The sequence below is a fragment of the Paenibacillus soyae genome (assembly GCF_024623455.1).
GTDB classification, from domain to species: domain Bacteria; phylum Bacillota; class Bacilli; order Paenibacillales; family Paenibacillaceae; genus Pristimantibacillus; species Pristimantibacillus soyae.
The window spans coordinates 63,021-89,962 of record NZ_JANIPJ010000012.1; the positions used below are offsets into that span (position 1 = coordinate 63,021).

General features: G+C 50.4%; 26 protein-coding genes and 2 pseudogenes. 19 read left to right on the forward strand and 9 right to left on the reverse strand.

Going from position 1 to position 26,942, the window contains the following annotated elements; genetic code table 11:
* Positions 1-41 precede the first annotated feature (41 nt).
* Entirely contained in the window at positions 42-1,988 is a 1,947-nt protein-coding gene (locus tag NQZ67_RS16815) for a stalk domain-containing protein (RefSeq protein WP_257448126.1), read from the reverse strand.
* 208 nt (positions 1,989-2,196) lie between these two features.
* Here NQZ67_RS16815 and NQZ67_RS16820 point away from each other — a divergent pair, with 208 nt between their 5' ends.
* From NQZ67_RS16820 to NQZ67_RS16835, 4 genes are read left to right on the forward strand one after another with little or no spacing between them, the layout of a single operon-like run.
* On the forward strand, positions 2,197-2,568 hold the full coding sequence (locus tag NQZ67_RS16820) for a glyoxalase superfamily protein (RefSeq protein ID WP_257448129.1): 372 nt from the start codon (positions 2,197-2,199) through the stop codon (positions 2,566-2,568).
* Positions 2,565-3,362: an inositol monophosphatase family protein gene (locus NQZ67_RS16825; RefSeq protein WP_257448132.1), complete on the forward strand. Its 798-nt coding sequence runs from the start codon at positions 2,565-2,567 to the stop codon at positions 3,360-3,362. Before NQZ67_RS16820 ends, NQZ67_RS16825 begins: the two co-directional genes overlap by 4 nt.
* A gap of 41 nt (positions 3,363-3,403) precedes the next feature.
* Entirely contained in the window at positions 3,404-3,922 is a 519-nt protein-coding gene (locus NQZ67_RS16830) for an NUDIX hydrolase (protein ID WP_257448135.1), read from the forward strand.
* A 13-nt stretch (positions 3,923-3,935) separates the two neighbouring features.
* Positions 3,936-4,667 carry a ZIP family metal transporter gene (locus tag NQZ67_RS16835; RefSeq protein WP_257448138.1) on the forward strand — a complete coding sequence of 244 codons (732 nt, stop codon included), beginning with the start codon at positions 3,936-3,938 and terminating at the stop codon, positions 4,665-4,667.
* Between the two features lie 53 nt (positions 4,668-4,720).
* Here the strand turns inward: NQZ67_RS16835 and NQZ67_RS16840 are convergent, their stop codons facing one another.
* The 3 genes from NQZ67_RS16840 to NQZ67_RS16850 all read right to left on the reverse strand — a co-directional run bounded on the left by NQZ67_RS16840 (position 4,721) and on the right by NQZ67_RS16850 (position 5,661).
* A complete protein-coding gene (locus tag NQZ67_RS16840) occupies positions 4,721-4,861 on the reverse strand; it encodes a hypothetical protein (protein ID WP_257448141.1) in 141 nt (46 codons plus the stop codon).
* Positions 4,862-4,923: 62 nt separating this feature from the next.
* Positions 4,924-5,439, reverse strand: a complete 516-nt coding sequence (locus tag NQZ67_RS16845) for a GNAT family N-acetyltransferase (RefSeq protein ID WP_257448144.1) — start codon at positions 5,437-5,439, stop codon at positions 4,924-4,926.
* A 42-nt stretch (positions 5,440-5,481) separates the two neighbouring features.
* Positions 5,482-5,661 carry a hypothetical protein gene (locus NQZ67_RS16850; protein ID WP_257448146.1) on the reverse strand — a complete coding sequence of 60 codons (180 nt, stop codon included), beginning with the start codon at positions 5,659-5,661 and terminating at the stop codon, positions 5,482-5,484.
* Between the two features lie 117 nt (positions 5,662-5,778).
* Between NQZ67_RS16850 and NQZ67_RS16855 the strand changes: the two genes are divergently transcribed.
* The 3 genes from NQZ67_RS16855 (at position 5,779) to NQZ67_RS16865 (ending at position 10,006) form a co-directional block, all read left to right on the forward strand.
* Entirely contained in the window at positions 5,779-7,569 is a 1,791-nt protein-coding gene (locus NQZ67_RS16855; protein ID WP_257448149.1) for an ABC transporter substrate-binding protein, read from the forward strand.
* 87 nt (positions 7,570-7,656) lie between these two features.
* Positions 7,657-9,366, forward strand: coding sequence for a methyl-accepting chemotaxis protein (locus NQZ67_RS16860; RefSeq protein ID WP_257448152.1), 1,710 nt, complete (start codon positions 7,657-7,659; stop codon positions 9,364-9,366).
* A gap of 205 nt (positions 9,367-9,571) precedes the next feature.
* On the forward strand, positions 9,572-10,006 hold the full coding sequence (locus NQZ67_RS16865) for a hypothetical protein (protein WP_257448155.1): 435 nt from the start codon (positions 9,572-9,574) through the stop codon (positions 10,004-10,006).
* A 93-nt stretch (positions 10,007-10,099) separates the two neighbouring features.
* Here the strand turns inward: NQZ67_RS16865 and NQZ67_RS16870 are convergent, their stop codons facing one another.
* Positions 10,100-10,816 carry an SDR family NAD(P)-dependent oxidoreductase gene (locus NQZ67_RS16870; RefSeq protein ID WP_257448158.1) on the reverse strand — a complete coding sequence of 239 codons (717 nt, stop codon included), beginning with the start codon at positions 10,814-10,816 and terminating at the stop codon, positions 10,100-10,102.
* A gap of 62 nt (positions 10,817-10,878) precedes the next feature.
* Positions 10,879-11,826: a tyrosine-type recombinase/integrase gene (locus NQZ67_RS16875; RefSeq protein ID WP_257448161.1), complete on the reverse strand. Its 948-nt coding sequence runs from the start codon at positions 11,824-11,826 to the stop codon at positions 10,879-10,881.
* A gap of 215 nt (positions 11,827-12,041) precedes the next feature.
* Between NQZ67_RS16875 and NQZ67_RS16880 the strand changes: the two genes are divergently transcribed.
* Positions 12,042-12,794, forward strand: coding sequence for a sensor domain-containing protein (locus NQZ67_RS16880; RefSeq protein ID WP_257448164.1), 753 nt, complete (start codon positions 12,042-12,044; stop codon positions 12,792-12,794).
* A gap of 446 nt (positions 12,795-13,240) precedes the next feature.
* Positions 13,241-16,057 (forward strand): cohesin domain-containing protein, encoded by a 2,817-nt coding sequence (locus tag NQZ67_RS16885; protein ID WP_257448167.1) that lies wholly within the window; start codon positions 13,241-13,243, stop codon positions 16,055-16,057.
* Positions 16,058-16,403: 346 nt separating this feature from the next.
* On the opposite strand, the gene NQZ67_RS16890 is transcribed toward NQZ67_RS16885, so the two are convergent.
* The gene (locus NQZ67_RS16890) at positions 16,404-16,832 is read right to left on the reverse strand and encodes an Lrp/AsnC family transcriptional regulator (protein WP_257448169.1); all 429 of its coding nucleotides are present in this window, start codon (positions 16,830-16,832) and stop codon (positions 16,404-16,406) included.
* 154 nt (positions 16,833-16,986) lie between these two features.
* Here NQZ67_RS16890 and NQZ67_RS16895 point away from each other — a divergent pair, with 154 nt between their 5' ends.
* The gene (locus NQZ67_RS16895; protein WP_257448171.1) at positions 16,987-18,039 is read left to right on the forward strand and encodes an oxidoreductase; all 1,053 of its coding nucleotides are present in this window, start codon (positions 16,987-16,989) and stop codon (positions 18,037-18,039) included.
* Between the two features lie 151 nt (positions 18,040-18,190).
* Here the strand turns inward: NQZ67_RS16895 and NQZ67_RS16900 are convergent, their stop codons facing one another.
* A complete protein-coding gene (locus NQZ67_RS16900) occupies positions 18,191-18,304 on the reverse strand; it encodes an aminopeptidase (RefSeq protein WP_257448173.1) in 114 nt (37 codons plus the stop codon).
* Positions 18,305-18,357: 53 nt separating this feature from the next.
* Positions 18,358-18,915, reverse strand: coding sequence for a dihydrofolate reductase family protein (locus NQZ67_RS16905; RefSeq protein WP_257448175.1), 558 nt, complete (start codon positions 18,913-18,915; stop codon positions 18,358-18,360).
* Between the two features lie 239 nt (positions 18,916-19,154).
* Here NQZ67_RS16905 and NQZ67_RS16910 point away from each other — a divergent pair, with 239 nt between their 5' ends.
* The 9 genes and pseudogenes from NQZ67_RS16910 (at position 19,155) to NQZ67_RS16955 (ending at position 26,726) form a co-directional block, all read left to right on the forward strand.
* Complete coding sequence (locus NQZ67_RS16910; protein ID WP_257448177.1) at positions 19,155-19,751, forward strand: TetR/AcrR family transcriptional regulator; 597 nt, start codon at positions 19,155-19,157, stop codon at positions 19,749-19,751.
* A 395-nt stretch (positions 19,752-20,146) separates the two neighbouring features.
* On the forward strand, positions 20,147-20,974 hold the full coding sequence (locus NQZ67_RS16915) for a MerR family transcriptional regulator (RefSeq protein ID WP_257448179.1): 828 nt from the start codon (positions 20,147-20,149) through the stop codon (positions 20,972-20,974).
* Positions 20,971-21,989 (forward strand): annotated as a pseudogene (locus tag NQZ67_RS16920) (MFS transporter). The gene NQZ67_RS16915 and the pseudogene NQZ67_RS16920 overlap by 4 nt, the downstream one beginning before the upstream one ends.
* Positions 21,990-23,049: 1,060 nt before the next feature.
* On the forward strand, positions 23,050-23,490 hold the full coding sequence (locus NQZ67_RS16930) for a GNAT family N-acetyltransferase (protein WP_257448182.1): 441 nt from the start codon (positions 23,050-23,052) through the stop codon (positions 23,488-23,490).
* 53 nt (positions 23,491-23,543) lie between these two features.
* Entirely contained in the window at positions 23,544-23,801 is a 258-nt protein-coding gene (locus NQZ67_RS16935; protein ID WP_257448184.1) for a PadR family transcriptional regulator, read from the forward strand.
* Positions 23,788-24,807, forward strand: coding sequence for a hypothetical protein (locus tag NQZ67_RS16940; protein WP_257448186.1), 1,020 nt, complete (start codon positions 23,788-23,790; stop codon positions 24,805-24,807). Before NQZ67_RS16935 ends, NQZ67_RS16940 begins: the two co-directional genes overlap by 14 nt.
* Positions 24,808-24,925: 118 nt before the next feature.
* Positions 24,926-25,072, forward strand: a pseudogene (locus NQZ67_RS16945) (MFS transporter); the annotation flags it as partial.
* 160 nt (positions 25,073-25,232) lie between these two features.
* Positions 25,233-25,670 carry a MerR family transcriptional regulator gene (locus tag NQZ67_RS16950; protein WP_257448192.1) on the forward strand — a complete coding sequence of 146 codons (438 nt, stop codon included), beginning with the start codon at positions 25,233-25,235 and terminating at the stop codon, positions 25,668-25,670.
* A gap of 69 nt (positions 25,671-25,739) precedes the next feature.
* Positions 25,740-26,726 (forward strand): SDR family NAD(P)-dependent oxidoreductase, encoded by a 987-nt coding sequence (locus tag NQZ67_RS16955; RefSeq protein WP_257448194.1) that lies wholly within the window; start codon positions 25,740-25,742, stop codon positions 26,724-26,726.
* Positions 26,727-26,942 lie beyond the last annotated feature (216 nt).

Genomic DNA, 26,942 nt, shown 5'->3' on the forward strand with positions numbered 1-26,942 from the left:
GCCCTGCAGCATGTTGAATGGATGCTGCAGGGCCGTTTTTATCATTCGTTGATCGTGCCGTTGCCTCGCGGATATTCCGCCACTTGAACGGAGCTGTCCGCCATTTGATACGTTAGGGTCGCTTCCGCGTAGACGTCTTCGTCGTACATCACATATACGTAGCAGTTGTCTACGCCGAGCACATGCCCCCAGCGATCTTGCACAAAGCCGTTCATAAACTTCGCTTTATTTTCTTTGGAGAGGCTGTTGAACGCATCTAAGTCCTCTTCCGTCGAGAGCTGGATGAACATCATCGCTTCCGTGTTGGACAAGTCATATTCATTCTCGTAGTAGCCGTCGGCGTAAGTAAAGTCGGAATTTCGGGACAGCGATTTTATTTTGCTGTCTTCCGTAACGGGAGGCGGATCCTCGCCGTAAAACTCGTCGTTCACCCAATAGCCCTCATTATGAATCGTGCCGTCGACTTCCTTGATGAAGCCATAACCGTCCATTTTATCTTCGAACACTTCGCCAATGTATCGAGCTTCGTCATCCAAATAGAACATGCCTACGCCCGTAATTTGGCCGTCCTTCATCTGACCTCTGTAGTACTTTTCTCCGTTATCCGTCAAATAGACGGTGCCGTAACGATTCGGCACATTGTCGAAGAAATAACCTTCATAACCAAGCTTGCCGTCGTAATATTCTTTGCCAATGCCCCGATTGCTGCCATACCAGATGCCTTCGAATTTCAGCTCGCCTTCGTAATACATTTTGCCTTGGCCGTCGAAGCTTCCATCCGTGAAGGAACCTACGTAATAGGACGTATCGTCGAAGTAATACGTGCCTTTCCCGTTTAACGCGTCGCCGCTGAACATGCCGGCATATTGCAAGGAATCGTCGGCATTCAGCAGCTTGCCGCTTCCTTCGCGCATGCCGTCCACGAAAGGTCCTTCATAATAGGAGCCGTCGCTGTATACGGTTGTTCCTTGGCCGTTGAAGCGGTTGTTCTTGAACTCGCCTTCGTAGTAGGAGCTCCGGTCCTCCAGATCGTACATGATACCCGAGCCTTCAATGATTCCGTTCTTGAAATCGCCTTCGTAGAACAGCTTGCCATTATGAAGCAGACGTCCCTCACCATGCGGCAGCCCGTTCTGCTCAGCTCCGAAGTATTCCGTATCGTTCGAGTACAAGTATTCGAAGTTGTAGGAGGTTACCGTGCTGTCGATGTAAACCGTCCGGGTCTCGCCGTCCCAAGTGACGCGCCGGCCGGTTGCTTCGCCGATAAACCGCAGCGGAACCATCGTATTGCCCGTCAAAATTTTAGGAGCCGTTGGCAGCGTGAGCTGCTGTCCGCTGACGCTCGCGGTTTTGCTGTCGATGACCAGCTCGATTTCCAGCTTCTCTTTTGTTCCGGTTACCGTACGAGTCGCTTGATCCCAGCCGACCTCCAAACCGAATTGCTCGAATAGAGGGCGGAACTGTACCATGGTCGAACCGCTGATAATGACCGGATCGATCTGGAATTCGGCCAGCTCGCCGTCGATGTAGACTTCGATGGGGCCGTTATCTTCGAATTCGGAAGGGTCGATATCCACAACGGCAACATCGTTTTCCTCCAATTGGTCCACCACGTACCGGCCTTCTTTGCTCAAGGCGTCGCGGTCGATGGCGAGCAGCTCCAAGCTCTCCACGTCCGCAAGGGCAGACAAATCAAGAGCTTCGTGCGCGCCAAGCAAGAGCAGAGTGTGCAAGAAGTACGCTTGCTCCAAGCCCTTCAAGCTTCGGATGTCTTCGCCCGCGTCGATGGACAGCTGCGTCAGAATATGAACCTCGTCCTCCGTCACAGGCTCGGAGAGAGGGAGTCCCAATTCCTCGCGAATTTCGTTCTCAAGCCCCTTGTCCAGCTTATGCGACAATGCCGCATATGTGCTGCCTGGCGCGCTCCACGAGAGAGCGGCGGCCGTGATTGCGCTTGCAATCAATAATTTACCTGCTTTGCTAAACAAACGTTTTCCACCTTCCGAATGTGAAATATTTGGTGCCACTCCCATTAATACGATGCTTGCTCAAAAAATCCTTCTTTTGGCATGTCGGAAAATGAAGAAAAATATGATAATCGATTATCGCTGGATATGCTTTCATGATTAGGCCGAAAGAGGTATAATCGTGGAAGTTTACATATACATAAGAGCGAATGGAAACAAGGAGGCCGTCATGGAGTTTGGCAGAGCAGTACCCATTCTACGAATATTCGATCAAACGAAAGCTTTAGAGTTTTATATCGATTTTCTTGGGTTCCACATCGATTGGGAGCACCGGTTCGAGCCCGGTACGCCGCTATACCTGCAAGTATCGAAAGGCGGCTGCATCCTGCATCTATCCGAGCATCACGGCGATTGCACGCCGGGCTCCGCGGTTCGCATCGAGGTTGGGGACGCCAAGGCGTTCCAGGAAGAGCTCCTCTCCAAGCGATACAAATACGCGCGTCCCGGTTATTCGGAGGAATGGCGCGCCGTTGAAGTCACCGATCCGTTCGGCAACCGCCTTGTATTCTACACGCGGGAGCCCAAGGAGCAGACGACATGATCATCAAGCTTGCCATAGAGGTTGCCATCTCGGCCGCGTACGAGGCGGGCAGATTAACGCGGGAGAGATTCGGCGATTTAACTAGCATTCAAGAGAAGGATGAACACGGCGATCTGGTGACGGAAGCGGATTACGAGGCGGAAGCGATTATTCTGGCCAAAATTCGCGGCGTCTTCCCCGACCATCGCATCCGATCGGAAGAATTTGGGGACAATGAGAACGAGAGCGACTGGGTATGGCTGGTCGATCCGCTCGACGGAACCAATAATTTTGCCGTGGGGCTGCCGTTGTTCGGCATCTCGATTACGCTGCTTCATCGGTCGGCGCCGGTCATGGCCGTTATCTACGAGCCGATGACGGACCGCCTGTACACAGCCGTCTCTGGCGAGGGCGCGAGATGCAACGGACAAGTCGTTGCCATCGGCCAAGCGAAGCCGGTCGCGAAGCCGCGCGTCGGGTGGATTCAAGGGCATGCCGTTCAGAATGCGCAGGACGCGGTTAAGCTAAGGCATTATATCGATGTGCAAGCGAAACGGATGATGAGGCTGTGGGCTCCGACGCTTCAATGGTGCATGCTAGCCAGAGGCGATCTGGACGCCATCATCGTCTATAACTCGGAAGGCGAAGATCTGTATTCCGGTCTTCTTATGGCGCAGGAAGCGGGAGCCGTCGTCTTCGATTACGACGGGCAGCCGTTTACGGGCGCGTTCCGTCAGCCTTTTCTTATCGCATGCCATTCGGAGCATGCGGAATATTTTCAGAACATGGTTCGAAGCGGACTTCCTTCCTCATAAGAATCCATTCGGCACAGAGAATAGAAGGGACTAGGACGGCAATGGAAATATTGCGGGAAATTTACGAACGCGATCTTGGAATCAGCGATCGCGACGCCGGCTCTCGCAGGCACGGCAAGCAGGTCTGGTTCCGGCGCGCCGTCAGAGGCGTCATATTCGATAGCAAGTATCGGATGGCGCTACTGCATATCGACGACGGCAACTATTATAAGCTGCCCGGCGGCGGGATCGAAGGCGAAGAGTCGATGGAAGCGGCGCTGGCAAGAGAAGCGATGGAGGAGATCGGGGCGCCGATCAGCATCCATAGCGAGATTGGCCTCGTCGTGGAATACCGGGACGAGCACGAGCTGGTTCAATTCTCGTACGGCTACGTCGCCGAGGTAACGGGAGAGATGACGCCGGCCCAGCCTACGAACGAGGAGCTTGCCAGCGGTTTGAAGGTCAGCTGGATGACGCTTCGGGAAGCGATCGCGACGATGGAGCGGCATTCGCCCGAGACGTACGTCGGCAAGTTCATCCAAGAACGCGATATCAGCTTCTTGAAGACATTACACCAATAAGGAGAGACTCGCTATGACTGCTGCTCTTCTTGGCAGTTTTATATCCGCGATGGCGACCGTGCTGGGCGCGATTCCGCTGCTGTTCGTCCGGTCGCTGTCGGAGAAATGGAAGGATATTCTCATTGCTTTCACGGCGGGCATTATGGTGTCCGCCTCCACCTTCGGCTTATTGCCGCAAGCGTTGAACGAATCGGGATTGCTGGGACTCACATTGGGACTCATCGTCGGAGTCGTGATCTTGGACTTGCTCGAGAAAAACATTCCCCACATCGACGTTGAGCAGAAGCGGGGGATCAGCTCGTTCGATTCCAAATCGCTGCTCGTCATATTCGCGCTGTTCATTCATAACATCCCGGAAGGGCTCAGTACGGGATTCAGCTATGCCAGTACGAACGAAGGCTTGGGACCGATGGTGGCGATCGCGATCGGCGCCCAGAATATGCCGGAAGGGCTGGTGCTCGCCGTATTCCTGACCCAATCGAAGGTCAGCAAGCTGAAGCTGCTGCTTATCGTCACCGCGACGGGACTCATGGAGATGGTGTCCGCGGTCATCGGGTATTTTACGGCCAGCTACATCCAGTCGCTCATCGGCTTCGGGCTCGCGTTCGCGTCGGGCGCGATGCTGTTCATCGTATATAAGGAGCTCATCCCAGAATCCCACAGCCATGGGTACGAGCGCCCGGCCACGTATTCGTTCATTATCGGGCTTCTTGTCATGATATATATAAGTTATTTTTTCGGATAACGACGCAAAAAAGAGCACAGGCTATGTGCTCTTTTTTGGTGCCCGTGCTGCGGTTAATTCGCCGGTTTCTCGCTCGTGCGCACTTGCTTCGGCGACGCTTGGGTGTCATCAGCCAGCTTATCGCCGAATTGATCGAGCCTCGACGGGCTGGAAGCCGGGCCGTTATTGTCGGGTTTGTTGTTTCTGCCTGCCATATCTCATCACCTCCAACTCTGTTAGGATGAGCGGCCAGCTTCATTTTATGCAGAAGAAGGAATTACTCCGATGTTTCCCTATAGTAGATCACCGTAGCGTCAAGCTCGCCTGAAGCCGATCTGGCGAACCGCGGGATCTGTCCCGCTTCCTTGTAGCCCAGCGATTGGTACAGAAGATTGGAAGGGTCGCCGGCTCGCGTGTCCAGGACAAGCAGCGTTCTCCGTTCGGCTATCGCCCGGTCGTGCGCGGCGTTCATCAGCTTCCTCGCGATGCCGTTCCTCCTCTTATACGGATGGACCATCAACTTGGCGATTTCCGCCCGGTGGGCGGCATTCCGTTTCATGGCCAGCTGAAGCTGAACGGAGCCGGCGAGCTGTCCGCCAAGATAGGCGGCCCACAAGATCGTACCCGGTTCGATGACGCTCTTCCAATAGCTTGCTGCTTCCTCTAGCGACAGTGGCGGAAGGAAGCCGATGGATGCGCCGTCCTCGACAACGTCCAAGAGCAGCCGGGAAAGGTCGTCGAGCTGCTGCTCGTTAATGAAGGTAAGTTCCACAATGGTTACGGTTTCTTGCATGCCGGGCATCTCCTTTGCGTATCCATGTCGATGGAGTAGGATTTATACGAGTCCGATTTTTTGAAGCCAGGATTTGGCGTCCGCAGCCTTACCCTTGGCGGGTACGGTCAGTTTGGCCGATGGCTTCGCGTCCGTGACAAAATCGCCTCGTTTTGCTCTCCGGTTCCATTCCGCCTCGCGATCCTTCCATAGCTGCTGCTGAACGAATTCATGTACTAGCATAGGTATCATCTCCCGTTTCTCTTTGTTGATTCCATTATGCTCTCGCTAAAAGGGAAGAAAAAGAGTATAATCTGGAATATTAATTTCCCCTTTTATTTGGGAGAGGAGGCAGCCCTCTTGATTAGTGACGAACGATATCTCATGCTGTACGTGAAGATCGCGGAGCCGGAGGGATACGGCAAGCCGATCGAGGTGTCGCTGGACAGCCTTGCCGACGTTCTGTACTGCACGCAGCGGAACGTGAAGCTGATCGTGCACAAGCTGGAGGAAGAAGGATTCATTGCATGGCACGCGGGGAGAGGGAGAGGCAACCGCTCCAGGATGACCTTTCTTATTCCGAGGGAGAAGAAGCTGCTTGAGCTCGCGCAGCATTATGCCTCCAAAGGCGAATACAAACACGCGTTCGAGGTGATCGACAAATACGGCGAAGGCACAAGCGTGCGGAATCAATTCGTCGAATGGATGAACGGACATTTCGGATACCGCACGGAGCTGATCGACGACGAGGAAGCGGATATTTTGCGCCTTCCCGTTTATCGGCCCATTCTTACCTTAGATCCTAAGCATATCTATTACGCGTTCAGCGCGCATATGGTGAAGCAGCTGTTCGATTGTTTGGTGCAATACGACCGCGACGCGGGGAAGGTCGTGCCTTCTCTGGCGCACGCATGGGAGCATGACGCCGGCGGCAAGCGATGGACGTTCCACTTGCGCAAAGGCGCCTCGTTTCATCATGGCCGTGATCTTGTGGCGGAAGACGTTGTCTATTCCTTCGAGCGGCTCCGGGGAAGCGCTTCGGGCTGGTTCGTTCGTTCCTTCGCCGAGGTGAAGGCGGCGGGGCCGCGCACGGTTATCATAAAGCTGGAATCACCCAATTGGCTGCTGCCTCGATATCTTTGCTCGCCCGGCATGTCGATCGTGCCTCACGAGCTCGTTCAGCAGGACGAGGATTTCTGGCTGCATCCCGTCGGGACGGGGCCGTTCCGTTACGTCGAATGGCGGAACGACCGCTTTATTATGGACGCCAATCCGCATTACTTCCAAGGACGGGCGCATCTGGACGGCGTCGTGATCGTCAATATGCCGGAGGATACGATCATCTTCGCCAAGAATTGGGAGCAGCTCATCGTCGACCACGATCTCCGTGACCTCCAGCCGGAGCAGGGCTGGCAGAAGATTGAATATATTTGCAACGGCTGCAGCCTGCTCACTTGGAATTTAGGGAAAGACGGACCGCAGCGTTCGATCCCATTCCGGCAAGCCATCGATCTGCTTATCGACCGCAAACAAATGATCGCGGATCTCGGGGAAGACCGGATTCATCCGGCGAGCGGATTCTATCCAAGCGAACAGTCCTATCGGCAGGGCGAATGCACGAACGTGGAGCGTGCGCTGGAGCTGCTGCGGGAGTGCGGCTACCAAGGCGAGACGATCCGCATCTCGACCTACGGGATACACGTTCAAGACGCGGAGTGGCTGAGACGATATTTGGCCGGTTTTGGGGTCAACGTGGAGGTTCAGGTGGAGAGCTGGCTCACGATCCGCGATCAGCATGTGATTCAGAATGCCGATTGCTTGCTCTATTGCGTCGTGTTCGCGGAGGACGAAGTCTGCATGATTGAGTTGTTCGAGCAGACGGGCAACTTCCTGAGAGAGCATCTTTCTTCCGAGCTTCTGGAATGGGTCGAGAAAAAAATCGATCTGGCGCTGGGGATTAAGGATCCCGAGCAGCGCTGGTTCGAGTGGATGGATATCGAGCGGAAGTTGAAAGAAGAGACGCATGTTATTTTCCTGCTTCACAAGAAGCTGAACACGTTCTACAATCCGCATATCAAAGGCGTCGGCGTGAATTCACTCGGCTGGATCGACTTTAAGGATATTTGGCTGGAGCGGGCGGCTGCGAACTGAGGTCGGAAGAGCGTTACACCTCTAATAAAAACATCGGATTAGGACGATATATGAGTTATTAATCATCAAGGAGGATTCATCGTACTCGTGAAGTTTACATCTAGAATCAACATCAAGCTCGGCCTGATGGCCAAAATCAATCTGATGATCATCGGCATCATCGTATCGTTATGCTTGAGTATCAGCATTATTGTTTATATCGAAATTACGCAGGGCATTAAAGAGACGGCAACGGAAAAAGCAAAAGGCGACCTGGAGCTGTCGTACAGCTACATCGATACGACATACCCGGGCGAATGGCATATTCAAGACGATCAGCTGTATAAGGGAACCGAGCTGATGAACGGGAATGACGGAATCGTCGATAAGATCGCGGCCGATACGCAGGATACCGTCACGATCTTCCAAGGAGACACTCGGATAGCTACGAACGTTATGAAGGAAGGGAAGCGGGCGGTCGGCACGCAGGCATCCGCCGAAGTGCAGGAGCAAGTGTTGACGCGCGGCGAACTGTTTTACGGGGAAGCCAATGTGGCCGGCCATCTGTATCAGTCGGCATACATGCCGCTTAAGAACGGGAACGGCGACATTATCGGCATGTATTATGTCGGCGCATCCCAGCATATGATCGACAAAATTATTGATCGGTTCGTTGCGACGCTTATTCCGATCGTTGCGGCGATTATCCTCATTGCGGGATTCATCGGCTATTGGTTTACGAGAATGCTGAAGAAAAGACTGAATCGCATTGTTGTCGCGCTTGACCGGGCGGGGAACGGAGACTTCACGGCTTATGTCGAGGACAGAAGCTCCGATGAATTAAACCAGCTCTCCGCAAGCTTCAACCGGATGGCGGATCGTCTGAAGCATCTGGTGAATGAAGTGATCCTTAATTCGCAGCAGGTGGCCGCCTCTTCGGAGCAGCTGTCGGCGAGCGCCGAACAAACGGGCAAAGCGACGGAAACGATCACCGAATCGATCCAAGAAGTAGCCGACGGCGCGGAGCAATCGTCATCCAAGATGAAGGAAAGCTCGATTGCGATCGAAGAAGTAACGAGAGGCGTTCAAAGCATTGCCGAAAGCGCGTCCTTTATTTCCGAGCTGAGCATTCAAGCCTCGGAGAAAGCGAATGACGGTGAGGAGCTCGTCGAACGCTCCGTCAAACAAATGTCCTTTATTAGCGAATCCGCCAACACAAGCGATCAGCTCATCAAATCGTTGGAGCAGCGCTCTAGCGAAATCGGCGAGATCAGCACGGTCATATCGGGCATTGCCGAACAAACGAATTTGCTTGCGTTGAATGCGGCAATTGAAGCGGCGAGGGCCGGCGAGCATGGCAAGGGCTTTGCGGTAGTCGCAGGCGAGGTGAAGAAGCTGGCGGAACAATCCCGGCAATCCTCCTCCCAAATCTCCGAGCTGGTGCGAACGATTCAGGTAGACATGATCCGTTCCCAGCAATCAATGGGCCAAGTGCTCGTTGACGTGAAGGAAGGTATACATGTTGCGCATCAGACGGAAGCGAGCTTCAAGGAGATCCTAGAATTAATGGGGAAGCTCTCCGAACATATTCACGGCATGGCGGCCGTATCGCAGCAAGTGTCCGCCAGCACGCAGGAAATCGACTCCACCGTTGCCGGCATCACGCAAATCTCCGCGGCAGCTTCGAACCGTTCCCAAGATGTTGCGGCGGCTGCGGAGGAACAGCTGGCTTCCATGGAAGAGATTACGGCTTCGGCCCAATCGTTGTCGAAGCTGGCCGATGATTTGCATGAGATTACTTCGAAATTCAAAGTGTAAGGATGAACCCGCGTTGCCTTGTGCGCGCGGGCTTTTTGTCTAGTTTCGAAGCGGGCGAGGAAAGTGTATGGGGAATAATGGTGAAGTCGTAACTTTTTAGGTTGGAGGAACGTTCTAGTGTTAAACCATTTGGCTGGATCGATTTTTTTTGTTAACATAACATTATTTATGTAATTTTATGAGGAGGAGTCTAGGTGGTAGATGAATGAAAACCTTTTGGAAGCTGAACGGGTTAAGTGCTCTTTTTTCTTTATTTCCTTTTATTGGAATCGAAATGTATTTAAATGTGTATCGGCTGAGCCGATTAACAGGAAGGACGGTTGAACAAGTCGAGCTCTGGGCCGAATATGGTTTCATACTCGGATCGGTTCTTTTTTCGATTTTATTTATATGGTTAACGAATCGGATAGGGAAGGGGCGACTAGTTTCGTTTTTTTCGGTCGTGATGTGGGTTCCTTATTTCGTACTATTCGTTTATATCTTGGCAACATGGTATCCCATGACGGATCCAGCGGATGATCCGGGTCCTGCTGCAGGGCTTGTAGCAATGGGGGGACTGATTGCGTACCCGTTTTATTTAGCGGTTATTGTTGCGCTGTCCCTGGCAATTGGTCGGCTTCAAGGAAAAAGCGCTAAATAGTTAACATAATTATTGTTATGTAATCAATGGCGTGAAATGAGGCGGCAGTATCGGATGTAGTAGTCTATCCTTTACTGCCGCCGATAAAACACTCTACCAAGGCATGACGATTCCTTGTTCATCTAGAAGCGTCAACTCTTCTGATGGATCGGCCTCTAATCGGCTATCTATCAGCCTCATGATCCTCTCGGAGGATTCATCCGGCGTGAGCTTCCCGGTAACATCCAGCTTGCCTTGCATAAATGTTTGAACATGCCCCGGATGGAGGACGATCACTTTGCCGCCTAGCGGCGCGATTTCGTTATGAATCAGCATGGATTGCATATTGAGCGAGGCCTTGGACATGCAGTAGCCGAACCACGCCGTCCGCCAACAATTGCCGATGCTGCCGGCTTCGGAAGAGATGTTGACCAACAGCTTGCTTTCGCTTGCCAGAAGCAATCCCATCAGTTTATTCGACATGCGAAGCGAGCCTAAAGCGTTAACTCGGAACACGCGTTCTATTTCTTCAAAATCAAGCTCGTCTTGAATCGTCGCATGAATGTCTCCGAGAATGGCCGCGTTATTGATTAGAATATCCAATCGATCCGTGACGGCATATACGCTCTCGGCCGCCTTGTCTACCGGATCGCCGATATCGAGAGGGATGATTTTCAATTTTCCTTGGCATGACGCCTCTAATTGAGTTAACTCGCTGCCGTTCTCCGAATATTGTCCTCCGAAGACGAGATAATCCCGTTCAAGCAGCCGTTTTACCAAACTTAATCCAACTCCGCGATCCGCGCCCGTAACGAATGCCCATTTCTTCATTTTCGATTCCTCCATAGTTAGGTATGCTTCAATCCGTTATATTGCTCTAGAACAATTGGTGGCTATTGCACTTTAGTTTTAGCGAGAAACGTTGGAATGGAAGGACGGACTTTATTCATGGCACGTTCTTTGGCCTCGTCCAAAACGTGCGTATATATCTGTGTGGTCGAAATGTCTTCGTGGCCAAGGAGTTCTTGAACGGTTCGTAAATCAGCGCCATTGCGCAAGAGATCCGTGGCAAAGGAGTGCCGGAGCTTGTGCGCGGATAATGATAATCCGGCAAACTGAGGGTACTTTTCAGTTAGAGCCGCGAATGTTTTCTCCGCGACGCATTGCACCATGCGTTTGCTGATCCTTCTTCGAAATTGGGAGATGAAGAAGGCGTCGACATCCTTGTTGCCTCTAGGCGGGATCCGATCGTCGATTGTCAGCTGCAGAAGCTGAACGATTTCATCCGGAAGCGGGATGTACCGCCATTTTTCGCCCTTGCCAAGAACGGCGAGCTGCTTGCCTTCCTTGTCAAAGTTCTGAAGATTCAAACGAACGATTTCGCTGACACGCAGACCGGCATGCGCCATAAGAGCGATGATGGTGACGTCGCGCGTGGCATATCTTCCTTCGATCATATGAATACAGGCATCGAGAAATGGCTTTTGCAAGTAGGTCGGCTTTCTATTTTTCTCCACCTTGGCTTTTTCGATGTCCAAGGTTGGGTTATGGGAGGTTATTTTGAACCGGATCATCACTTTGTAGAATAGTCTGATCGTGGATTGGCGCCGATTCCGGTAACGGCTGCCGGATCCGGACTCGCGTACCTGGGTGAGATGGGACATGACGTCAATTTCCGTTGCATCCGAAACGTTTTTGCCGCCCAAATGAATGAGGAAGTGCTTCAGATCATGCAGGTAGGCGGACTGCGTTTCTTTTGAATAGCCGCGGTCTTTGAGATAGACCAGAAATAATTGGATTTCACGCTCGTAATGCTCTTGAATGTCTGGGATTTGACTCATATAGGCTCCATTCCGATCGTTTCAACTCGAAATTGCATGAAATACATGTTTCATGCAATTTCTATTATAGCAATGATGCCGTTAAAAGGACATCATCCGATAGATTTCCGGCATACTGGACTCAGGTCCGGTTCTAATCCCATCCGTCGGAAGGATGATAGAATACAGCCGTAAGGGCTACAATGATAACAACATTACGAGAAAGAGTGGTTGTTATGATGAAGAAGCCAAGCGCCTTCCAGGCGTGGGAACTGCTAGTTCTGTCACTACCGAAAGGAATCGCGGCATTTGTCGTCATCGTTGCCGGATTGTCCATTAGCCTTCCGTTGTCGGTTTTTCTGATCGGAATTCCGTTGCTAGCGTTCACCTTAGTGTTGTGCCGATCGATTATGGTTGGAGAAGGTAGCAATGTCACGGCTTGGCTCCAGGGTCAGAAGCGTAGCGCCGCTAATGATCAGCCGAAAGCGGCTGCGACAGAGCAGCAGAGCTGGAGATCATGGCTTGCGTCCGTTATGAAAGACGGCAAATCGTACCGCAGCATCTTATTCGGGATTGTACAGCTTCCGATTAGCATTGTTATGTTTACCTTAGCCATCGTGCTGCCCGCGACGGCATTCGCGGTTTTGCTTTCACCGGCTGCTTACGAGGTAAGCATGCGTCTTTTCGAATTCGACTTGTTCTCGACAGAATGGGGACTGGACCAGTTGTTTGACTGGAATCTGACTTCAGCTCAGCGCTCCTGGATTGCCGGTGGGGTCGGGCTAGTGTTCTCGCTGCTCATTCCGCCACTGCTGAAAGGGCTTGGCCGTTGGTACTCGGCTTGGATTCTAAGCGTAGCCGGTCCTGAGCCTGTGCGTGAGGTAAAGCAGGAAGTGGCATACAACAGAGAGATGTTCGAGTACTTAATGGCATTAGGCGAAGAAGGGCATCCAGCGAACGAAACGGATAAAAATTTAGCTAGAGCTTAGTAATAGGCAAATCGTATAGGGAGCAGCGGCAGCCTCGGAGGTTTTCTCGTCCAGGGCGGCCGCTGTTTTCTATTTTTATCAAAACGGTATGGATGCTGAATGACGGTAGGATGGTTCAATTAGTTTACATAATTATTGTTATGACAATTATTAATTGTTATTTTGAGCTTTGTAAATAAATAAAGCGCTTTCAAAATAGTAGACAAAGGGCAAGGAATGTAGATACTGGCACATTCTCGAAGCTTTTTAATGCCTATATACTGAAAACGTATACAAGATAGAGCTCCTGCGTAAGAAGAAGTGCTGTTTTGCAATTTAAGACTTCTTAAGGGCTCATACCAAACGGGAGGTGATAGAGTTGGTTTCTATCTTTTAGGCGATAGTCCTGTCGTCAAATTGAAATGAAAGGGACTGAGAGAAGGAATAAGAGAGAGGAGTTGTAAGTAATGCGTAAAGTGAGATTAGCGGTGGTTCTTTTGGTTTGTTTCATTATGGCAGGTTTGATGGTATCCCATTCACCTCAGACCACAGCGGCGGCCGCGTCGGAACCACCTCACACGTGGAGGCAGGTCGACCCTGCTGATGTCCAAATTGGCAGAAGCTATCTCATTGTGTCCGAGCACGGCGCGCTTGCTAACGCTCAAGCGATCATCAACACACCCGGCGACGTAACCGGCGACACTCAGATTGGCATGACCTCCAAACCCGTGACGATTGAAGACGGCTTCATCACTTCCGAAGTGACGGACGACATGATCTGGCAGTTTGGCCTTGGAGCGAACACTGCGGCGGCATCCGGCGGTCTTGGCGAAGGCTCGGGCTACTATTTATTGAACAACGCTCCCGGCGCAGGCGGAGGCAAGGAACCCCTGAGAAGGGAATCCAGCTTCAACGCGCAGCACGCGCCTCTCAACACGACCAGCGCAGCCATCAATGGCAATCAGCAGAGCATGCTGCTGCATGTTCTGGATGAAGAAGAAGGCACAATCGGCATGTACATTTGGGGCGGGAACAACCAGTGGAACTTTGCCCTGACGAGTACGGAAGACGGCTTCACCGCGAAGAGCAAAGCGGCGAGCACGACGAGCGCGGCTCAACTGCTTGATCAGATGAAAGAGTCACCGTCATTAAGACTGTATGAACCGAATGAGACCGTCGGCGTTCAGCATTACGTCATGGCTTCATCCGGTGCGAACGGCAGTATAAGCCCATCCTCCTTGGCAGGCCATGTTTGGGTAAATGATGGTGAAAACGTGACCTTCACATTTAACCCCGCATTTGGGTTTGAAGTCGATAAGGTTACGGTTAACGATGAAGAAGTAGCTGTTACAGACAACACTTACACAATAATGAACGTCACCTCAAGCGGCACAAGCATCCACGTCACATTCAAGCCAGCTTCCAATGCAGCAGATTTACCGTTCACCGTGTTTAACGACATATTCTCTGTCGGTAACGTCACTACAGCGGTCATCATCGATCTTGGCGAAGGCAACGCGGCAAACCTTGCCGACTTGAGTTCCGATATGTTCACGGCAGCCGCCAGGAACACAAGGCTTGATGGCTCGACCTTGATCTTCGACGGTTTGCGCAATATCACTAGGGTATACGTCAACAACGATCCCGAGCCGCTTGGCTACATATCGCCGGAACCGGGATCCGACAACCTCGTAACAGATACACCCGCGAGCGGACGTTATATCATTGTTGAATTTGAATTCTGGAATGCCAATGGGTACACATCCGGCGCAATGGTTTCGGGCAACTTGCAAAACGCATTCTCGGCGCTCCTCAATTACCGCGTCAACGTGAATCGCGAGATCAAGCTGACCGACGGCACGACCATAACCCCGAAATTCACTCAGGCAGCGGTAGTCAACCCAGCGCTCGACAAGTTTGTCCCGGACAAAACGAACCCCGGCGGCACTGGCAGCATGGACATTCTGATTTCGATCGACGAGTCCTGGGAAGAGCTAGGACCTCTCCCGTTGTTCATCTACAACCATGGCGGCGGCCGAGGCGGCCCTTCGGGAGACTATTTCGCACCCATGCAAACCGCGAACGGCGCGGCCGTGCTTTCCAAACGCCAATTGGAGAGCCCCGGCAAGTACAACGCGCACATCATCGCTACTCAGAACCACGCGAACAATCAGGATAACAACGAAGCCCTTATGGCATACGTGGAGAAACTGGCCGCCGAGGGCAAAGTGGATCTAAACCGTATCTATATGTCCGGCTTCTCGATGGGCAGCATGTATACCATCGGTTTCTATGACCGCAATCCTGAGTTCCTTGCGGCAATCGTTCCGCTAGCAGGAGGCACCTTGCCAACCGTGACACGGCTTACCGAGAACCCTGAACTGGCAAAAACGGCCATTTGGGCGCACACACATAAGAATGACGGTGCTGGTAATTCATGGACACAATATTTCTCGACAGGTGCCGGCGCCAGCGGCTTATTTTCAAATGCCAACGTGAATGTTCTGGAAACGAATCAGGCCTTTAATTTCCCGTACTACGGCTTTGACTGGACGCCGCACGAAACCGAAGCTCAAGTGTACAGCAACCTTCTCGGCCAATCGAACGCCAGCTTCAGGTATGGCCCAAGCCAGGAAGAGTACGCAGATAAGAACATCTTCGATTGGATGTTCGCGCAGTCTAGGAACAGTGCTACCAACTCAGCAACTTTGTCAGGTCCAGCTTTCGTACAGTTCGGTGATACATTCGATGTGACCTACGGTCTTGAAAGCTTGAAACAGGAAGTGTATGCACAAGACATCACAATCGAATACGATGCGGAAAAGCTAGAGCTCGTGGGCGAGCCCGTATCCGTGGATTCCGAGAAGTTTGTTATCGTAGGCACAGACAGCCAAGCGGGAAGCATTCGAATTCTAGGCACTCATTTAAATGACAGCGTAAATAATCCAAATCAGAATCTCTTTAAGCTTAGCTTCAAGGCAAAGAACACCGCTGGTATTGCGGATGTCGCTGTAACGCCTGTCATGCTTGCAGATGGCGAAGGCGTAGAGGCGGAAGTTGATGGAGGTACGCATTCCGTTGAGATTCGCAAGCCTGTAGTACCAGGTGACGTTAACGATGATGATAGAGCAAGCGTCGGCGACCTGGCTATCGTTGCGAAAGCATATGGCAAATCTTCGAATAGTCCGGATTGGGATCAAGTGAAGAAATACGACTTGAATAAAGACGGTACAATCGACATTGAAGACCTTGCCGCATTGGCTCGTCTCATTCTGAATAAGTAATCTTAATAGCCAAACTAGAAATGGCATAACAACGCCCCCTCTAATGGTAGATAGAGGGGGCGAATCATTATGAGCTATGGAAAGAAAAGGGCAGAGATCTCGATAAACCATGCCTATTCGCAAGGGTTATATCTTATGGGAGTAATTATAATTGGTTAATATTCCCATATTGGAACTAACACGATAATTTACGATTGTGTAAGCTGACATCAAAAAAGAAAAAAAAGATCGTGCAAATACTTGAATCGACTTGAATCAAAACGGCTTATCTCCTCCGCCATCTCGGCAAGGTTACGAAGGGAAAAAGCATCTTCCCTACGGATGAATCCTTGTAGGTCGTTTCGAATTAAGGAGCCAGTGGTTTCTGCTTGAGTGGAGAGGATAATACGATGAGCGTCGTGGAATCACCGAACGCTCCCAACTGATTGATCGCACTCTCCAGCGTATGCAGCGATTCGGTGACCAGCTTGACGAGGAAATTATATTGGTGACCGCTGATACGATGCAGCTCGACAACATCGCGCGATTGCTCGCAGTATTCCACGAACCGGTCGCATCCTTTCGTATAGAATAGAACGAACGCGGCGATCGGCTTGTTGATTTTCTCTGAAGCGACGACGGCACGATAGTGGTCGATGATTCCCTTCTCTTCCAGCCTGCGTACTCGCTCGGTGACGGCGGGTTGCGATAAGGAGACGGTTTTGCCTAAATCCGTCATCGAGATGCGTCCTTGCTCCTGCAGCACGAGTAAAATTTGTTTGTCCAAGTCGTCCATATGGCAAGTCCCCTTTATTTTTAAAGTGAATGTTGAGAAATTAAATGATTCTATTAAATATTCGGATCTAATACCTTTAAAATTCTATGGGATCTTTAGACTTAATTATATAAAATTTATTCACTGAAATGAATTCGAAAAGGAGAGAGACAAAATGACATATAAAGAATTACTACAGCCTGTGCGCATCGGAAACTGGAACCTTCGGACGCGCATTGCGATGGCGCCGATGACGCGCAGCTTTGCGGATGATACAACGGGGACAGTCGGTGAAGATGTTGTCGCCTATTATCAGCGTAGGGCTCAAGATGGAATCGGCCTGATTATTACGGAGGGCATTACGCCGTCGCCCCGAGGCAAAGGGACATTCAGAGTTCCAGGTTTATATACGAGAGAGCAAGCGAACGCTTGGCGTAAAGTAACGGAAGCGGTGCATGAGGAGGGCGGCACGGTCATTGCGCAGCTATGGCATGTCGGAAGGCTGACGCATCCCGATCTGACCGGAGGATATGCACCGCAAGCCCCGTCAGCCGTGCAAGCGGAGGGACTCGTGCACCGGCTTCGCAAGCCTTTTGCAATGCCTGAATCGATGACAATCGGGGAGATCGGGGAAGCTGTCCAACAGTATACGCAGGCGGCGAAGTTAGCGATTGAAGCGGGGTTCGATGGCGTAGAACTCCATGGAGCGCATGGATACTTGATCGACCAATTCGCTTGGGAGGTCACGAATCGCCGGACCGATCGCTACGGAAGAGGAAGATCGGGGCGGCTTCTGTTCATGAAAGAGGTGCTTTGCGCCGTCGGAGAAGCTATTGGCATGGATCGAGTTATCGTTCGCTTCTCTGAATTGAAGGACGATAAACCCAACTTCAGGTGGCAGGATCCATTGGCAGAGATCGAAGCGTATCTGGAGGTGTTTCGCGAGACGGGCTTGCGCGTGCTCCATCCTTCGACGAATACGTTCACCCAGCCAATGGCTGACGGTATGACGCTTCATGAGCTCATCCGCAAGCGCTGGGACGGTGCCATTATTGGCGTAGGTGGGTTGACCCCGAGTTCTGCGGCGGATGCAATTCGCGAAAGTGTCATCGACATAGCCGCATTTGGCAAGCCATTGTTAGCAAATCCAGATTTCGTGTGGAGGCTTCGGAATGATCAACTATTAATCCCTTACGAGCCGGAAATTCATTTGAAGCAACTGCTATAATCCATCGGTATATCACAAATGTCGCAAATTATCGGAGTGATTTTCCGAAAACGAAACCCGGTTCTTCCTACGCTAAGGTAGGAAAATCCGGGTTTATAGTTTGTTGGCTATACGCGTTATGACTACAGTTAAGCGTTAGTCAAAAGCTCAATTAGCCTGCGAGCTGCTCCATGCCGGATGAGATCCATTGCGGGTAATAGCCGAACGAGTCGTCGTTGGCCGCCTCGAATCTGGTGCGCGTCACCGCCTCATCGTCCCAAGCCACATGAATAGCTCCTTCTCGTTTCAACCAAATAGAGTATAATTTCGGTGTTTCTTCTAATCTATATATATAATATTATAGACTGGTTTGATGACTCCGCATTCATACTGTTTCATATTGACCAAGTCTAGTTTCAGACGCGGCTTGGAGTTGCCGAAAAGAGGTACTCCTGCACCGACCATGATCGGATTCACTTTCAAAACCAATTGGTCTATAAGTTTACGCTCGATCAACGCGCCAGCTAATTGGCCGCCTCCGCAAAGCCACAATTTCCCGGATTCCTCCTGTTTCAATTTCTCGATATATGCTACAGCGTCTCCTCTGACAAGTTCAACTTCCTCGTTTGATTCAAACTGCAAGGTGTTTGAAAATACGTAATGCTTCAACCCTTTATAGCCGCCGGGCTCACCTGGTTTTGCGCCGAATTGAAATCCCCACTCATAGGTTTTTCCGCCCATTAACACTGCAGTATACTGTCGTATTTCCGATAAAAAGTCCGGACCATGATCACCTTCAAAAAGGAAAAGTGTGCGATCAATTTTGCCTTCATCCAAACTTTGATCCGCGATAAAATTGTCCAGCGAAACAGCAACATGATAGATCAAAGTAGCCATACAATACGCCTCCATAAAATGATTATAGGATCAATAAAAAAGTGTGGTCGACCGAAGGGGTCGCCTATTCATGAAGTTGTCATGAATGTTGGTAATATTTTGAACATCATAACTGACACTAGTGTAAATTATAACTTTCATATATGTCAATATTGTTTTCTTATTTGCTTGTTTAATTTGACGGTTACTCAATAATTCAGTACCATTGACACAGGTAACACAAATGGAGGAATAGCATAATGGGGGAAATTCGTAACGCAGAACGCACTCGCAAGAACATATTAAAGGCAGCCCTAAAAGAGTTTATTGAAAAGGGATATACCGGAGCCCGGATTGAATATATTGCGAGCCAAGCGAATGTGAAGAGGCAATTGTTCTATCACTACTTCAAGAATAAGGACGAATTGCTCGAGGCCGTCATCCAAAATATGCGGGATGAAGAACCGAAATGGACAGCTTATGCTCCATCCGATCCAGTTCATATTGCCGAGCATCGTTTCCAGGTGAATTGCCAGGCTAGACTGGATTTTTTAAAATTTACCGCATGGGAGGCGCTGGAAGATCGTCCGGGTCAGATAGCGAGAAGAAAAGTTAGAGCGGAAGCGCTTCAAGGGTATGTTGATGATCTGAAAGCCAAAAAAGAAGCAGGTCTAGTTCCTGTGGAATTGGAGCCGGAACTGCTTACCTTGGCGATAACCGCATTGACCGCATATCCTATCATTTTTAGTGATGTTACGAAGATGGTAACGGGTAACGACCCAACCGATCCCGAATTTCAAACGAAATGGTCGACATTCCTTACGAAGATCAGCGCGCGGATTTTCAAAAATATGTAGACGCTCTGAGCGGGGTGCATTGTCGGCTGATCGGGCTGTTGGGGCCTTCGTCCGGCATCGTCCTATCGCGGGCTGCCGTTCCGGGGCACTCGCCGCTGGAGACGAGTCGGGTGTGCTGGCTAAGCTCGCTTGGCTTTCAGGGATGGGCACCGTTTATCGTAACTTGCCTTCGCCCCGAAAGAGCTTGAAGCGGCAAGAATAACAAACGTTGCAAACAGCCGCGGGATTGCGGCTGTTTTTGTTTTAGTGAATGTTAGTTGTTATCAATTACATATAAACGTCCCAGTAAATGTACGAGAATATATTGGAGACCCCATTTATCGGTTGCCCCTTGACTCTATAGTCGACTCGAAGGTATATACTCATCCTGAAATTCAAAGGAGGAAGGTGAGATATTGTTTAAAATCAGCGAGTTTTCCAGGCTAAGCCGCATTTCGCTGCAGACATTGCGCTATTACGATCAGATCGGGTTATTAAAGCCGGCGCGGATCGATAGATCGACCGGGTATCGGTATTACGTCGCCGAGCAGCTGCTGGAGATCAATCGAATTGTCATTTTCAAGGACTTGGGGTTCACGCTCCAGCAAATTGCTCAGCTGCTTCAAGAAGATATACCTACTGAGCAAATTCGTGGAATGCTGAGGTTGAAGGAAAGCGAGATTCAGCAGCTGCTGGAGAACGAAACATCGAAGTTGTCGCGTATTAAAGAACGAATGCAGCTTGTGGAGCGAGAGGGGAAAATGGAGAAAGAGCAGGAGGCCGTCATCAAACAGGTAGAGCCCCTGCACTTGATTTCCTATGCCTCGTTAGGTTCTGCCGAAGAAATTCCGCAGCTGTTTCAACATTTTGAAGGCCTTCTGGAAGCCAGTACACGTTCTGTCCTGTCCGGTCCTAGAACAGTGCTTTGGAAGGAAAGCAACCTTCAAGATCATGATTTCGAGCTGGAGGTCGGTTATTCCGCCAAACCGGGCTCCTATAAGCTTTCCGAGGGTCTTCGAACGCGCTGCATGTCTGCTGAAACGATGGCGACGCTTCTGTTCCGCTCCGATTCGTCGTTCTCGAAAACGGCTTGCGCGGACCTTGCCGCCTGGATCGAACGCCACGGCTACCCTATTCGGGAGAATCAGCCTGGAAGGGAAATCTATGTGCCATTATCGGATGAACCGGGCGTGTGCCTGGTCGAGATTCAAATCCCGATCATGGATGCGGGGGCAGCTGAATGAATAATAAATGGGTCGTCTATTTGCTCGCCTTTGCGGTATTCTTGATTGGGACGGTCGAGTATATCATAAGCGGCATTATTCAAATGGTGGCCACCGAGCTTAGCGTAACGACCTCTGCTGCCGGTCTGCTTGTCACCGTATTCGCTCTTTCCGCAGCCATTGGCGCTCCTATCATCATTGCGGTTACGATCAATGCAGACCGTAGAAGCGTATTGCTTATCGTGCTCAGTGTTTTCATTCTGAGCAGCCTTTTGGTCTATGTAAGCCATTCCTTTGAAATGATGCTGGTTACCCGCATGTTGCAAGGACTTAGCGGAGGGATTGCCACCATCGTTGCGATGGCGGTGGCCACCAGACTTGCCGGAGAGTTAAAGTTCCCTCCATGCGGGAACGGAATGCTGTCACGCTCGGGATGCAACTGTCGATTTTGAAGGATCGGAAGATCTCCCTAGTAGTCATGGTTACCTTGTTGTATATTGGCGCTTACTCCACCTTATTTACGTATATCGCCCCATATTTGCAGGCTCATGCCTAGCTTTCGGCAGCAGCGCTTTCAGGCATTTTGTTCGCTGCAGGTATGTGCAGTTTTATCGGCTCGAAAATCGGAGGCGTATTGGCGGATACCAAAGGATCGAAGTTTACCATCTATGTCGGACTGTCCCTTCAATCAGCGATTCTGCTTATGCTCTCGATGGTCAACGGGTGGTTGTCGGGTGTCATTGCGATGATCATGCTATGGATGGTTGCGACCTGGGCAACTTCACCGGCGCAGCAGTTATATCTCGTCACACAAGTGCCTCGATCCCCGGACATTGCCCTCAGTGTGAACACTTCGTTTATTCAATTTGGATTTGCTCTAGGATCAGGCATTGGAGGAGTGATGATTAATCGCGCGTCAGTCGAGGTTCTAGGCTGGGCGGGATTCTTTATCGTATTCTTGGCATTACTGCTGGCTATCAGTTTGTTTTCGAGCGGCCGGGAAACCGATCAAGAGCGGGTGTCAAAATCGTTGTAACGTGACCAGTTTACACGCAAAAAAGCCGCGAAGCTGCGGCTTTTTTGGCTCCATCCAGGTGTTAATGATTCCGTATCCACCGATCCCGCCTTTGGAGAGTTTACACAGTAAATTTTACACACCGGAGTTTTATTTCCTCGTTTACATCACTTTAGGAGGAATTTGGCTATTTGCGGGCAGTACCTTTAAGGTTTTCGGGAAAGACATCCCTATTGATCTGCCAGGAACAAAGCGAGAACTGCTATTAGTTGTACCTGTGTCGGATATTGCTGGTGCTGATTTGAAAGGAAACTTCTGAGGACATGGTTATTCGCCGTGGCTGCATTCCCCCGAAGGCCGTAAGTTTGCTGAAGAGATGTCCGCGCTTGGACCTATCGGTGAACCGTCAGATATGGCGGGCATCGTTGCATTCGCAGCGTCGCCGGACGGCAGATGGATAACGGGTCTGATGCTCGATGCGACCGGAGGGTCGCATTTGTAAGCGGGAGTGCCATTGCGTTTATACATTGCAGACCTGTCTAAGATAGGGAAAGAAAACTAATCACGAAGAAGACGCCGAGGAAGATGTCCGGCGTCTTTCTTTTTGAACATTAGTACGAGCTATAGATTAGATACTCTATTTGGTTGAAACGAGAAGGAGCGTTCATGAATTCGTATGACGATACATTTGTTTAACCTGAGAAACCGTCAAATTAAACAAGTATAACCGAAAGCAATATTGACATTAACGAAAGTTATAATTTACACTTATGTCAGTTGTGGTGTTCAATATATTACCAACATTCATGACATATCATGAATAGGCGTACGACCCCCTCGGTCGACCACATTTTTTTGTTGATCCTATAGCACAAATGGAGGAATAGCATAATGGGGGAAGGCCGGTTCGATCGTCAACGATAAACCGACGACGATGTCCTTGCCGAAGCGCTGCAAGCGGTGTACGACCGAAGCGTTGAAACCCGCTATGATAGGGGAGTATGTCAATCTCGTTTCAGATGGCGGAATGGTTGGTTACACGGCTTTGGAGTTTGGCGAAAATGTTGAGGGGGAGTAAGGTATGGAAGTTAGCACGGAACGGCTGTTGATCATTCCATGCAATGAGGAGAATTACCGTGTGCAATCTCGGCTGTATGAAATGGGGCCTCACATTCTTTCTTATTTGGATCAAGTTAGAGACGATCCGACGACAATTGGGTGGGGCGTTTGGTTCGTGCAGCAAAAGGAAAGCCTTCAGGTCATTGGCGACATTGGTTTTAAAGGTAAGCCACATCAACGAACGGTTGAAGTCGGGTACGGAATGCAGCCTTCGCATCATAACAAAGGTTTTGCGACGGAAGCCGTCAGCGGGCTGTTGCATTGGGCTTTTTCTACGGGACTCGTTGACAGGGTGATTGCGGAATGTTCGGTCGACAACGGCCCGTCCTTTCGCGTGTTAGAGAAGGTAGGAATGAAGCAAGTTTCCGTAAGTGATGGAATGATATACTGGGAACTTTCTTAGTAGGGGTTTGCCGAAAGGGCCACGATCGTATTGCGGCCTCGGGAAGTTGATTAATGGGTAATTTACTAAGCTCACTGACGACGGAGTTACGGAGAGGGACGCTAACGTTAGCGGTATTAAGCCAACGTCGTCTGGAAAAGCAAGAACTCGTCACGAGCAGTTGGGATACATCCGAGAGTAGGCCACGCCGTTACTATGAGTTGAGTGAAATCGGCATGGAGATCTATGAACAGTTAAAGAATGAATGGGAAGAAACGACCTGGGAATTGAACGCTTTATCAAAAGGAGTGGATCCACTTGAATCTGATTGACATGTATATCCAAGAAGCTACGCGAAGGCTCCCTGAGAAAAGCCGCGCAGATATTGCGCTTAGACTGCGTTCAACGATTGAAGATATGCTGCCTGACGAATATTCCGAGCAGGAGGTCAAGTTTGCGCTCTCGAAGCTTGGAGATCCGGCGATTCTTGCGAATGGGTACCTGGATCGACCGATGTATCTGATCGGGCCGCGTTACTACGATCTGTACATTCAGTTGTTAAAAATGATCTTGCCTATATGCGCGACGATTTCAATCGTATCGGTCGTCGTTAATCGCATGATTGCAAATGACGGGAGCGAAGCGGCGCTGAATGTCATTCTCGATACGATCGGGCATGGGATCTGGAATGTATTAGGGGTAGCGCTTCAAGTGTTCTTTTGGGTAACGATCGTGGTTGCTTTCTTGGAACGCGTTCATCATCCCAAAGCATTTGCTAAAGAATTGGAGCCTGACGATATGTACCATATTTCATATATCCCCAAAGAAAAAAAGATAACCAGGGGGGAAGTGTTCGGCAGTTTAGTGTGGACGGCAATATGGGCATCCGTTTATTTTAATGCCGCCCATCTAGTAGGGATATACGAGAAAGGTCATGATGGTCTCATTTTCGTAACGCCTACTTTCAATCAAGACGTGCTGCTTTCCTATTGGCCAATGGTGGTCATCGTGATCGGCCTTGAAGTGTCCTCGTCCATCTACAAGTGGATCGCCGCGCAATGGACCAGAAAAGTAGCTTGGATGAATGCTGCCTTCCAGCTCATATCTTCTGTTATCTTTATTTACATGATTAGTGACTCCCAGTTGTTTACTACCGCCTTCGTATCGTATATGACGGATCTATTCGCTATGACGGACAATTCCAAAAGAGGAATTTACGGGCTGGCGGTCTCTGCATTCGTTATTTACGCTGTAATTGACGCTTACCAAGGGTTTCGCAAAGCAAGTGGGAATGGAAGTGAAACGTCGGATCCTCGACAAAATGTAAACAGCAAATAAAATACGAAAGCCACTTCGGTCCGAAGTGGCTTTTTCATGAATGAATCAACAATGCACGGTGTCAGAACCGTATGTATTCGTCCTTGGTAATTCCGATCAAGGATGCGGGGGCAGCTGAATGAATAATAAATGGGTTGTCTATTTGCTCGCCTTGGCGGTATTCTTGATTGGGACGGTCGAGCATTTCATAAGCCGCATTATTCAAATGGTGGCCACCGAGCCTAGCGTAACGGCCTCTGCTGCCGGATTGCTTGTCACCGGCGTTACGTCGACCGACTCCGGGAATCGTATCTATTCGCTCCAGATCTTTCTCATAAGGGAGCATCCGATGAAGTAGCACAACTTGCCCACAACGGAACATCATGGTATACCTCTCTGAAGCTAAAATGTTATTTCAATCATATATGGAAATGAGTGATCGGCGAATGGAAGCAAACAAGGAACTGAGTATCAGCCAAGTTGCCAAGAATACCGGCCTGAGCCCCCACGCCCTACGATTCTATGAGCGTGAAGGACTTCTGCTGTCGGCGCAGGTTATGCGCGGCAACAGAGGGCATAGGCGCTACAGTCAGTCAGATGTCGAATGGCTCGACATTTGTATCAAGCTTCGAGCTTCAGGAATGCCGCTTGCCCAGATCAAACGATTCGCTGAGCTGGTTCGCCGAGGGCAAGGAAACGAACATCTGCGTTTGGAAATTCTTCGGGAGCACCAACGGCGGGTTGTCGCTCAGATGGATCAATTAAAAGACTGCCTCGATCTCATAAACTGGAAAGTCGGTGTTTACGAAGAACATCTCAAGCAAGGCACCGCGCAGCTCCTTTGGACTGGATGTGATCCAGACGATGCGCCTTCTGATGCTTGATCTGGATTGACTCTTGACATAGAGTACGCTCTAAGTTGTACGATCCAGATATGTCTTGTTAGGAAAGGAATGGTAAACATTAATCAACAAAGGGATTCAAGAACGGCGCAACATTCAATCGGCTCAGGATTCGGCTATCGCAGCACCGCTGAAGAGGCGCTGCTCAATCTCGATTTATCGGGGCGCACGGCGCTTGTGACTGGGGGATATTCGGGGTTGGGCTTGGAAACGACACGGGCGCTTGTCAAAGCAGGAGCGCGCGTCATCGTACCGGCTCGCAGGGTGGACACCGCAGAACGCGCTCTCTGTGGCCTACAAAACGTAGAGATCGAGGAGTTGGACCTCTCGGATCTCGCAAGCATCCAAGCTTTCAGTCGTCGGATTCTCGGCAGGGGCCGGGGGCTGGACATGGCTATTCTTAGCGCTGGGATCATGGCTTGCCCAGAAACGAAAGTAGGACTCGGCTGGGAGGCGCAATTCGCGATCAACCATCTCGGGCACTTCGCCTTAATCAACTCGATATGGCCAGCATTAGTTGCCGAAGGAGGAGCGCGTGTCGTATCCGTGTCATCGGGCGCCCATCACATTACCCCGATCCGATGGCATGACGTTCATTTTGAGCAAGGTTATGACAGGTGGCAGGCGTACGGGCAATCCAAAACCGCCAACATTTTGTTCGCCGTTGAACTCGACAAGCGCGGCGCAAGTCAAGGGGTTCGTGCCTTTGCGGTTCATCCAGGGTCCATTCTGACTCCGCTCCAGCGCCATTTTTCGAAGGATGAATTGGTTTCGTTCGGCTGGATTGACGAGCATGGAGCGCCTGCGGATCCAAGCTTCAAGACACCTCAGCAAGGCGCTGCTACACAAGTATGGGCTGCAACTTCTCTCCAACTCATAGGTCTTGGCGGGGTCTATTGTGAGGATTGTGACATCGCGGAACTCGCTCGAGAAGGAGTTCCGAACGGTGTCAAGGACTACGCTGTTGACCCTCTGGAGGCTTTGCGATTGTGGAATCTCTCTGTAGAGCTCACATCAGTCGACATTTCGGGTTCATGAGAACGTCACTGTTCTTGGTTTACAGACTCTAACCGAATGAAGAGCCGGAAGGCACGTATAGCTGTTCATTCGGTAATTGGAAGGCGCCTAACTCCATTTTTCTTTCTGGAGCTAGGCGCAATTTTGCGTTCGGAATGTGGTAAAACAATAAATATCTGCTGAAAAATAAAGTTTAGACTGAAAAATAAAGTATTAGACCGTGAAAATAAAGTTGTA